Source organism: Streptomyces ipomoeae 91-03 (assembly GCF_000317595.1).
Taxonomy (GTDB): Bacteria; Actinomycetota; Actinomycetes; order Streptomycetales; family Streptomycetaceae; genus Streptomyces; species Streptomyces ipomoeae.
The window spans coordinates 1-9,651 of sequence record NZ_AEJC01000108.1; the positions used below are offsets into that span (position 1 = coordinate 1).

Annotated in this window: 9 protein-coding genes; 1 reads left to right on the top strand and 8 read right to left on the bottom strand. The window is 66.6% G+C overall.

Annotation, left to right across the window (positions count from 1 at the left end; all coding sequences use genetic code 11):
* The 8 genes from STRIP9103_RS07180 to STRIP9103_RS07215 all read right to left on the bottom strand — a co-directional run.
* Positions 1–279: hypothetical protein (locus STRIP9103_RS07180; protein WP_048819859.1), on the bottom strand; the 279-nt coding region annotated here is incomplete at its 3' end.
* Between the two features lie 229 nt (positions 280–508).
* Positions 509–1,375, bottom strand: a complete 867-nt coding sequence (locus STRIP9103_RS07185) for a thioesterase family protein (protein ID WP_009301905.1) — start codon at positions 1,373–1,375, stop codon at positions 509–511.
* 25 nt (positions 1,376–1,400) lie between these two features.
* Positions 1,401–2,180 (bottom strand): trimeric intracellular cation channel family protein, encoded by a 780-nt coding sequence (locus STRIP9103_RS07190; protein WP_009301904.1) that lies wholly within the window; start codon positions 2,178–2,180, stop codon positions 1,401–1,403.
* Between the two features lie 24 nt (positions 2,181–2,204).
* Positions 2,205–3,350: an ABC transporter ATP-binding protein gene (locus STRIP9103_RS07195; RefSeq protein ID WP_009301906.1), complete on the bottom strand. Its 1,146-nt coding sequence runs from the start codon at positions 3,348–3,350 to the stop codon at positions 2,205–2,207.
* A 23-nt stretch (positions 3,351–3,373) separates the two neighbouring features.
* Positions 3,374–4,471 carry an ABC transporter ATP-binding protein gene (locus STRIP9103_RS07200; protein WP_009301907.1) on the bottom strand — a complete coding sequence of 366 codons (1,098 nt, stop codon included), beginning with the start codon at positions 4,469–4,471 and terminating at the stop codon, positions 3,374–3,376.
* The gene (locus STRIP9103_RS07205; protein ID WP_078613828.1) at positions 4,468–5,469 is read right to left on the bottom strand and encodes an ABC transporter permease; all 1,002 of its coding nucleotides are present in this window, start codon (positions 5,467–5,469) and stop codon (positions 4,468–4,470) included. Before STRIP9103_RS07205 ends, STRIP9103_RS07200 begins: the two co-directional genes overlap by 4 nt.
* Positions 5,470–5,596: 127 nt before the next feature.
* A complete protein-coding gene (locus tag STRIP9103_RS07210; protein ID WP_048819857.1) occupies positions 5,597–7,366 on the bottom strand; it encodes an ABC transporter substrate-binding protein in 1,770 nt (589 codons plus the stop codon).
* A 99-nt stretch (positions 7,367–7,465) separates the two neighbouring features.
* Positions 7,466–8,467 carry an ABC transporter permease gene (locus STRIP9103_RS07215; protein WP_009301911.1) on the bottom strand — a complete coding sequence of 334 codons (1,002 nt, stop codon included), beginning with the start codon at positions 8,465–8,467 and terminating at the stop codon, positions 7,466–7,468.
* A 578-nt stretch (positions 8,468–9,045) separates the two neighbouring features.
* Here STRIP9103_RS07215 and STRIP9103_RS07220 point away from each other — a divergent pair.
* Positions 9,046–9,597: a hypothetical protein gene (locus STRIP9103_RS07220; RefSeq protein ID WP_048819858.1), complete on the top strand. Its 552-nt coding sequence runs from the start codon at positions 9,046–9,048 to the stop codon at positions 9,595–9,597.
* Positions 9,598–9,651: the final 54 nt, after the last annotated feature.

The following is a 9,651-nucleotide window of genomic DNA, read 5'->3' on the forward strand; positions in this document are numbered from 1 at the left end:
GCCGCCACCGGGGGCACCGCTCGGGGCGCCGGAGGGTGCGCCGGACGGAGCCTCGCCGCCCGCCGACGGCGCACCGGAGGGCGCGCCCGAGGGTGCCGCACCGCCCGCCGAGGAGGCACCGGACGGGGCGCCGGAGGGCGCCTGGCAGGCCTGCTGGCCGGAGTTGCCGTTGTTCGAGTTGGAGGTCGACGACGAGGAGTCGCCCGAGCCGCACGCCACCAGGAAGAGGGGTGCGACCGCGAGGAGGGCCACGGCAGGGACGAGACGTGCACGCTTCATGAGAAACAACTCCAGGAATGATGAGGGAGTTCGAGGCCCGGGAATCGAACCAACGCACCTTGGGCGCCCCTTGGGTTCGCGCTGTGCCATCCCTGTGCGAACGGCAAAGCGCTCACCAACCCACCTCACCTGACCTGGCCTTTCACACGTCCCCCGCAACCGACCGCTGGTACAGGTCCGTGACAGAGGCCGCCCCCGACGAAAGGCCGTCCATGGCCGGCCCCGGCCCTCAGCCCGCCAATCTCACCCGGGCCAGCTGTCGGGACTGGGCGACCAGCCGGTCCGCGCTGTCCCAGACCTCCGCGTCCTCCTCCAGGTAGCCGCCGGCGAGGTTGCGGGTGGTGATGGACACCCGCAGCGGGCCCGGCGCCGGACGACAGCGGATGTGCACGGTCAGCTCGACCGTCGGGACCCACCCGGAGATGCCCATCTCGAAGGCGGTCGGCGGCAGCGCGTCCACGGCGAGGAGCAGGGAGAAGGGGTCGGCGTCCCGGCCGTCGGCGAGCCCGAACCAGGCCCGCATCTCGCCCTTGCCGGACGGCGAACCGAGCGCCCAGCCGAGGGTCGCCGGGTCCAGCTTCACCATCAGCCGTTCGGTGATCGCCGAACTGCCGGGGACCGCCGCGGTCCCGGGTGTCGGGCCCGGCGCGTCATGACGGCCGAAGCACTGCTCGATCGGCGGCATCGCGGGCGGCTTCGCCGTCGTACGGACGTCGTCCGGGAGGGCGTCCAGGTCGCCGTAGGAGGCGAGGACGCGGATGCGCTCGACCTCGCGGCCCTCCTCGTCGTACTGGAAGAGGGAGGCCTGGCCGGTCGACAGGCTGCGGCCGGTGCGGACGACGTCGGTGCGGACGACCGCGGGGCCCGGCACGGACGCGGTCAGATAGTGCGCGGAGATGGTGAACGGGTCGTCGTGCGGCAGCGCGTCCGCGAGGGCGCGGCCCAGGATGGCGAGGAGGTAACCGCCGTTGACGGCGCTGATGATCGTCCAGCCGGCGGAGAGGTCGGCGTCGTAGACGCCCTCTTCGCGGCGCGTGACAGCGGTGTCGCGGTCGAACTCGCTGTCGCCTATGGTCGCCTGGGATGTCTGAGACATGCCGGTACGGTACAACAGGAAACTACTAAGCGGTAGCTTTATTGACCGCCTCGGCCACCTCAGCGGTCTTGATCGTCCCGATCGCCTCAGCCACCTCAGCGGTCCTGGCCGTCCCGATCACCTCGGTCGCCCCGGTCGTCTCGCCGGCCGAGGAGCGACGGTTCCACGCCCGCGGCGCCCGCCAGTGGTATCGCATCGCCAGCAGCCGCAGTACGAAGGCCGTGAGCGCGGCGATCGCGGAGGTGAGCGTGGTCAGGGCGTCGTGGTGGAGGCACAGGGCGACCATCGTGGCGCCGACGATCGCGGGCACCGCGTACAGGTCGCGGTCCCAGCGCAGCAGCGACGGCACCTCGTTGGCGAGTACGTCGCGCAGCACACCGCCGCCGACCGCCGTGGCGAGACCGAGGGTGACGGAGGCGGTCGGACCGAGGCCGTGCTCGTACGCCTTCGTCGTGCCCGCGACGCAGAAGAGGCCGAGGCCCGCCGCGTCGAAGACGTTCACCGCGGTCTGGATGCACTCGACCTCCGGGTGCAGGAAGAAGACGAGCAGCGTGGCGAGCAGCGGCGTCAGGAAGTAGCCGAGGTCGGTGAAGGCCGCTGGCGGTACGGCGCCGATGATCAGGTCCCGGAACAGCCCTCCGCCGAGCGCGGTGACCTCGGCGAGGACGGCGATGCCGAAGACGTCGAAGTTCTTGCGGACGGCCAGCAGGGCACCGGATATCGCGAAGACGAAGATGCCGATCAGATCGAGTACGTACAGGAGCACCCGTACATTCTCACTCACGAACGACTGTGCGCCATGCATTGCAAGGCGCACAGTCGTCTCAGCTCACTTCTCCTTGGCCGGCGGTTCCGCGGTGGCCTCGGTCTTCACGGCCACGTTGTCCTGCGGCTGCTGGTCCTCGCCACGCGGCGGTAGCCGCACTTCGGACAAGTTCTCGGGGTGGTGGCACGCCACCCGCTGCCCCGGCTTCAGCTCCGCCAGCGGCGGCTCCGTGGTCTTGCAGATCTCCGTGGCCTTCCAGCACCGGGTGTGGAAGCGGCAGCCGCTCGGCGGCGCGATCGGCGAGGGGACGTCGCCCTTGAGCAGGATGCGCTCGCTCTTGGCACCGCGCCGCCGGGGGTCCGGGATCGGCACGGCGGAGAGCAGGGCCTTGGTGTACGGGTGCATCGGCGCCGCGTACAGGGAGTCCCGGTCGGCCAGCTCGACGATCTTGCCGAGGTACATCACGGCGATGCGGTCGGAGACATGGCGTACGACGGAGAGGTCGTGCGCGATGATCACGTACGTCAGGCCGAGCTCGTCCTGGAGGTCGTCCATCAGGTTGACGACCTGGGCCTGGATGGACACGTCGAGCGCGGAGACCGGCTCGTCGGCGACGACCATCCGAGGCTTGAGGGCGAGCGCGCGGGCGATGCCGATGCGCTGGCGCTGGCCGCCGGAGAACTCGTGCGGGTAGCGGTTGTAGTGCTCGGGGCTCAGACCGACCAGTTCCAGGAGGCGCTGGACCTCCTTCTTCACCCCGCCCTCGGGCTCGACGCCCTGAAGCTTGAACGGCGCCGAGACGATGGTGCCGATGGTGTGCCGGGGGTTCAGGGAGCCGTACGGGTCCTGGAAGATCATCTGCACATCGCGGCGCAGCGGGCGCATGCCGCCGGTGCCGAGGTGCGTGATGTCCTTGCCGTCGAACTCGATCTTCCCGCCGGACGGTTCCAGGAGGCGGGTGATGAGCCGGCCCATGGTCGACTTGCCGCAGCCGGACTCGCCGACGACGCCGAGGGTTTCGCCGCGGCGGACCTCGAAGTCGATGCCGTCGACGGCCTTGACCGCCCCGACCTGCCGCTGGAGCAGGCCCTTACGGATGGGGAAGTACTTCTGGAGGCCGGTCACCTTCAGCAGGATCTCGCCGGGGGCGATGTCCTTGGTGAGGGTCGCGGCCGGTGCCGCTTCCCCGCTCTGTGCAGGAATGGTCACTGCCGCGTCCTCGGGTTTCTCGCTCACAGCTTGGGCGCAATCTCTTCGGTCCAGATACGCTCCCGCTGCTCCTGGGTCATGTGGCAGGCGGCCCAGTGTTGACTGCCGACCTCGGTCAGCTCGGGGCGGACCGTGCGGGTGACGTTGTCCTTGGGTACGTCCGCGTACGGGCAGCGCGGATTGAAAGCGCAGCCGGACGGGATGTTGATGAGGGACGGCGGGGAGCCCTTGACCGGGATGAGCCGCTCCTGCTGCTCGCGGTCGAGGCGCGGCATCGACCCCAGCAGACCCCAGGTGTAGGGGTGGCGGGGCTCGTAGAACACCTTGTCGGCGGGACCCCGCTCGATGCAGCGGCCGCCGTACATCACCAGGAGGTCGTCGGCGAGCTCGGCGACGACGCCCAGGTCGTGGGTGATGATGATGACCGCGGAGCCGAACTCCTGCTGCAGGTCCCGGATGAGGTCGAGGATCTGCGCCTGGACGGTCACGTCCAAGGCGGTCGTCGGCTCGTCTGCGATGAGCAGTTCAGGGTTGTTGACCAGCGACATCGCGATCATCGCGCGCTGGCGCATACCGCCGGAGAACTCGTGCGGGTAGCTGTCGACCCGCTTGTCCGGCTGCGGGATGCCGACACGGTCGAGCATCTCCACGGCACGGCGCTTCGCGGTCTTCTTGTTCACGTCGTGGTGGATGCGGTGCGCCTCCACGATCTGCTGGCCGATCGTGTAGTACGGGTGCAACGCCGACAGCGGGTCCTGGAAGATCATCGCCATCTCGCGGCCACGCAGCTTGCGTACGTGGTCCGGGTCGGCGGAGAGCAGTTCCGTGCCGTCCAGCCAGATCTCGCCGGAGATCTGCACCTTGCGCTTACCGTACTGGCCGGCGGTGTGCAGACCCATGATGCCGAGCGAGGTGACCGACTTGCCGGAGCCGGACTCGCCCACGATGCCGAGGGTCCTGCCCTTCTCCAGCTTGAAGCTGAGCCCGTCGACGGACTTGACCAGGCCGTCGTCGGTCGGGAAGTGCACCTTCAGGTCGCGCACTTCGAGGAAGGCGGTGGGTGCGGGCGAGGAGGCGACGGGTTCTCCGACAGCCGCCCCCGTCTTGTTCAGGTCGGTCATCCCAGCCTCACTCGCGGGTCGATGACGGCGTACAGAAGGTCCACGAGGACGTTGGCCACGGCGATCGCGAGAGCCGCGAACAAGGTCACGCCGAGGATCACCGGCAGGTCTTTGCTGCTGATGGCCTGGACCGCGGCGAGACCGAGGCCGGGCAGGTTGAAGGTCGACTCGGTCAGTACAGCGCCGCCGAGCAGCACACCGATGTCGAGGCCGAAGACGGTCAGGATCGGGGTCATCACGGAGCGCAGGGCGTGCCGGGTGATGACGACGCGCTCACCGAGCCCCTTGGCGCGGGCGGTGCGGATGTAGTCCTCGCCGAGCACCTCCAGCATGGTGGCGCGGGTGAGGCGGGCGTACATCGCGGCGTTCAGCAGGGCAAGCACGATCCACGGCAGGATCAGGGTCTCGAACCAGACGCCGATGGGGTCGTCGGTACTCAGGTTGTCCTCGATGTGCACCCAGCCCAGGCTGTGCACGAAGATGCCCATCGCGACCATGCCGGTGAAGAAGATCGGCAGGGAGACACCGCCGAGCGCGGCGATCATCGCGGACCGGTCCCACACGGAGCCCCGCTTCAGCGCGGAGACCACACCGGTGGCGACACCACCAGCCAGCCACAGAACGCAGGCACCGGCGGCAAGCGCGCCGGTGACGGGCAGGGCGTCCTTGAGGGTGTTCCACACCGGCTCCTCCGTGACGAAGGAGTAGCCGAAGCAGGGGGCCGGGCAGTGCGTGACGTCGTCACCGTTGGCGTAGTCACGGCCGAGCGGGATGCCCTTGACGAACTCCCAGAACTGCACGAGCAGTGGATCGTCGAGGCCCAACTTGGTGCGGATGCCTTCGACCTGCTCGGCACCTGTCGCCTTGCCGGCGAAGAGGACGGCGATGTCCTGTCCCGCCCATCTGGGCAGCATGTAGAACACGGTGAAGGTCGCGAGCAGTACGACCAGCACCAGAATGACGACGGCGATCAGACGCCGGATGAGATAAGCAAGCACTGTGTACGGCCCGGCGGGGCCGGGACCTCCTCGTGAGAGGTCTCGGCCGCCGCCCAGGGCCATCACCTGCCCTTCGGACTGGCGGGATTCGGCGGCGAGGAAACAGTCAACTACGGTCGCGCGACGATTACTTCGTGACGCCGAGCGAGACGTAGTCGTAGCGGCCGTTGTACGCGGCGGACGAGTACACGTTGGTCAGCCGCGGGCTGCGCCACGAGATGTTCTTCTCGTAGATGAAGGGCATCCAGTCGGCGTTGTCGAGCAGGCGCTTGTTCATCTGCTCGTACAGCGCGGTGGACTTGGTCAAGTCGGTCGACGCGATCGCCTCGTCGAAGAGCTTGTCGATCTCCGGGTCCTTGATCTGCGACTCGTTGTAGTTGCCGTTCGGGAAGATGAAGCGGCTGTCGAACAACGGCTGCGCGTAGCCCTGGCCGGTGAAGAAGTCCGGGCCCCAGCCCGCCATCGTCATGCCGTAGCCGCGCTCCTTCACGACCTTCGGCGAGCCGGTGATGCTGGAGGACTGGGCACCGTCGATCGGGTCGACCTCGATCTTGATGCCGACCTTGGCGAGCTGCTCCTGCAGCGCCTCGGCCGCGTCAACCTCGCTCGGCTGGTTCGTACGCGCCGAGATCTTGGTGGAGAAGCCATTCGGCTGGCCGCATTCCTTCAGTTCGGCCTTGGCCTTGGCGAGGTCCGGCTTGCCCTTGCGAGCGAGGACACCGTACGGGTCGTAGTCGGTGTGGCCCGGGATCGACTTCGGGAAGACCGAGTTGGCGATCGCGCCACCGGCGATCTCACCACCACGGGTCTGCTGCAGGCCTGCGAAGTTGGTGGCGTAGAAGACGGCCTTGCGGCAGTGGACGTTGTCCATCGGCTTGGCGGTGTGGACGAGAGCGACGTAACGAACGAAGGACGTCTGGATGTTGTCGACGTTCGACTTGTAGTCCTGGACGGCAGTGACGCGACCGGACTGGGTCATGCCCGTGCCGTTGACGTCGAGGTCGTAATCGCCTTCCATCAACCGTTTGTCGTTCTCCTCCAGGTTGGCGGAGATCGTCACGGTGATCTTGTCCGGGAGAGCGGGCCGGATCGGGTCCGACTCCTTCTTCCAGTTGGTGTTACGGACGAGGGTCAGTTCCTTGCCCGCCTTGTACGACTCGACCTTGTACGGGCCAGAGGAGAACGGCTTGTTCGTGTACTTTGCGCCGGTGTCCTCGCTCTGCTTCACCGGGGCGCCGGTGGGCATCGCCAGGAACTGCTCGAAGTCACCGTTGGCCTTGGGCAGCTTGAAGACGATGGTCTTGTCATCGGGCGTCTCGATCGCCTTCAGACCCAGTTTGTCTGCGGACTTGTCCTTGTAGGGGCCCGGGTACTCGCCCTCGGGGTCGAGCGTCTGCTTGAGGTAGGCCGGACCGCCGGTGATGACGTCGGTGGCCCAGATGCGCTCAATGCCGTACTTGATGTCCTTGGAGGTCAGCGCGGAACCGTCCTCCCACGTCAGACCGTCACGCAGCTTGTACGTGTACGTCTTGCCGTCGGCCGAGACCTCGGCGGGGCCAGTGGCGAGGTCGCCGACCAGCTTGTTGGACGCGTCACCCGGCTTGGTGTCGTAGGTGACCAGGGTACGCGTGTAGAACCGCATGAAGTCCCAGGTCATGCCGTAGTACGTACGCTGCGGGTCGAGGGAGTCGAAGTCCTGCTTGCCGATGAACTTCAGCGTCCCGCCCTTCTTGGTGGACGCGTTGACAACCTTGCCGAGCGCGGCGTTGTAGCCCGCTCCCTGGCCTTCGTCATCACTGTCGCCGCTACCGCCGCCGCACGCTGTGGTGATCACCAGAGCCGCGACAACGAGGGCCGCGCCAGCGGCGAGCCGTCGCTTCGACGAAACTGTGAACATTTTCTCGTAACCTCCGAGATTCGCGGTTCCGGGCCGATGCCGGAGAACCATGGAAGAAGCCGCCTGACGGTGCGGCAGGGGCAAGTAGTCACAGGGGACTTATCGGATTCCCTTGGGGTCCAGCGCGTCACGCAGCCCGTCTCCGAAGAGGTTGAAGGCGAGAACGGCGATGAAGATCGTCACGCCCGGGAAGACCATGAACATCGGATCGTGCTCATAGGTCCCGAGCGCGTCGCGCAGCATGCCGCCCCACGACGCCGTCGGCGGTCGCACACCCGCGCCGAGGAAGCTGAGAGCCGCCTCAGTAAGGATGTTGGTGGGAATCATCAGCGTCGCGTAGACGAGGATGGGCGCGACCAGGTTGGGCAGCAGCTCCTTGAAGAGGATGTGCCGCTGGCCGCCGCCGAGGCTGCGGGCCGCCTCGATGTACTCGCGCTCGCGCAGGCTCAGGGTCTGGCCGCGCACGATGCGGCCCACATACGGCCAGCCGAAGAAGCCGATGACCAGGACGAGTACGGCGATGCGCACCCCGGATCCGGTCAGTCCCAGCAGGTCGTCCGGGAGGACCGAGACCAGGGAGATGATGAAGAGCAGCTGTGGGAAGGCGAGCAGCACATCCATGGTGCGGCTGATCAACGCGTCGACCCAGCCGCCGAAGTAGCCCGCGATGATGCCGAAGAGAGTGCCGAGCGCCACCGCGACCACGGCCGCGAGGAAGGCCACGAGGAGTGAGATTCGCGCGCCGTAGACGATCCGGCTGAAGACATCGCGGCCCTTGTTGGGCTCGACGCCGAAGAGGAAGTCGCCGCTCATCCCACCCCAGGCGCCCTTCGGCAGGTTGGTCAGCGGGTCCAACTCCTCCTGGTGGAACTCGTTCGGCGGGTGGCCGAGCAGCGAGACGATCAGCGGGGCGAAGACGGCGACCAGAGCGAGGAGGACCACGGTGATGCCGCCGACCAAGGCGACTTTGTCCCGCTTGAGACGGTTCCAGGCGATCCGCTTGAGGGACCGGCCCTCGACCTTCTTGCCCACCGGACCTGCCGGATCGGCGGGCGCGGTCGGGACCGCCTCCGCGGTCGTGTCGTGCAATGGCGCCGTCATGTGGCAGGGACCCCTCTCAACCGGCGGTGACCGGCCCGCACTTGCCGCTGTGGCGGCATCAATCTCCCTCAAACACAGGGGCGAAAGCCCCTGGTGGGCGAGTCTTCAACGGTTCGTCGAGCGCTGACCAGACTTGACGGTGAATGGATGCCTAAACGTGATGCGACTCCGGAGACCCGCTATCCGGACACGGCACACCCACTGGCGAACGATGAGCGGCGGAACCGAGTGGCCACCACTCCCGCACACACCTGACCCCGCCAGCCACCAAACGTGACACAAGTCACATAGAAGTCCGCAGCGCCCTTCCATGCCCGTTTCCCCCCTTCGCCCGGAGGGAACTTCGGGACAGGAACTGGCAAAACACCCACGCCTTGAGCGGCCTTAATTTTCCCCTTGAGGTTTCCTTGAGCTTTCCCGGAATTCCGAAAGCAGGCTCCGTTGACAGTGCCACGCGCCCTACATAAATTCCTCATCAACACGTGGGGTCACCGACGCAAATAAGGCCGATGGCCGCACGCACAGAGAAACCACACGGGGAAATCGGGGAAAAAATGAATACCAAAACACGCCGTACGATGAGTACGGCATTTGCCACCACGGCGCTTCTCGCGGGAACCGTACTGGTCGGCCAGGGAACCGCCAACGCGGCGAACACCGGTGCGCAGAACTGCGGAACCCAATCGTTCTACACGGTCGAGAAGTTCGGCGCTCCCACGTACAAGCCCATCGCGCCGACGGCTGGCAAGTTCAACTCCAGCAAGTCCACGTCGAAGTTGCGGTACGAGATGTCGACCACCATTTCTCGCCAGACCGCGTGGACTTTCTCCGGAGGTCTGAGCGTGAAGGCCGGAATCGCAACCATCGAGGCCAAAACTTCGTACGAGGTGACCAATAAGACCTCCAAGGGTCGCAAGGTCACCAACGTCATGAACGTTCGAGCCAAGCACTATGGCTTCACCACCCCCAAGGTTAAGTTCCAGCGGTTCAACATCCGCAAGGAACGCTACGGCCCGAAGTGCACGACGGTGGTGGTCAAGGACTACGGCATTCTGAACGCCATCGTCACGTACCCCTTCTTCAGCGAGTGCCAGACCAAGAACTCCAACGGCTGCACCACCAAGCCGTAACGGAGAAATAGGGAGCAGAAACAACCGCGTCCATCTGCACGGGGGCACGTGAAC

Bases quoted from the DNA above. Each gene is read 5' to 3' on its own strand.
- STRIP9103_RS07185 (WP_009301905.1), bottom strand. From the start codon at position 1,375: ATGTCTCAGACATCCCAGGCGACCATAGGCGACAGCGAGTTCGACCGC.
- STRIP9103_RS07190 (WP_009301904.1), bottom strand. From the start codon at position 2,180: ATGCATGGCGCACAGTCGTTCGTGAGTGAGAATGTACGGGTGCTCCTG.
- STRIP9103_RS07200 (WP_009301907.1), bottom strand. From the start codon at position 4,471: ATGACCGACCTGAACAAGACGGGGGCGGCTGTCGGAGAACCCGTCGCC.
- STRIP9103_RS07210 (WP_048819857.1), bottom strand. From the start codon at position 7,366: ATGTTCACAGTTTCGTCGAAGCGACGGCTCGCCGCTGGCGCGGCCCTC.
- STRIP9103_RS07215 (WP_009301911.1), bottom strand. From the start codon at position 8,467: ATGACGGCGCCATTGCACGACACGACCGCGGAGGCGGTCCCGACCGCG.
- STRIP9103_RS07220 (WP_048819858.1), top strand. From the start codon at position 9,046: ATGAGTACGGCATTTGCCACCACGGCGCTTCTCGCGGGAACCGTACTG.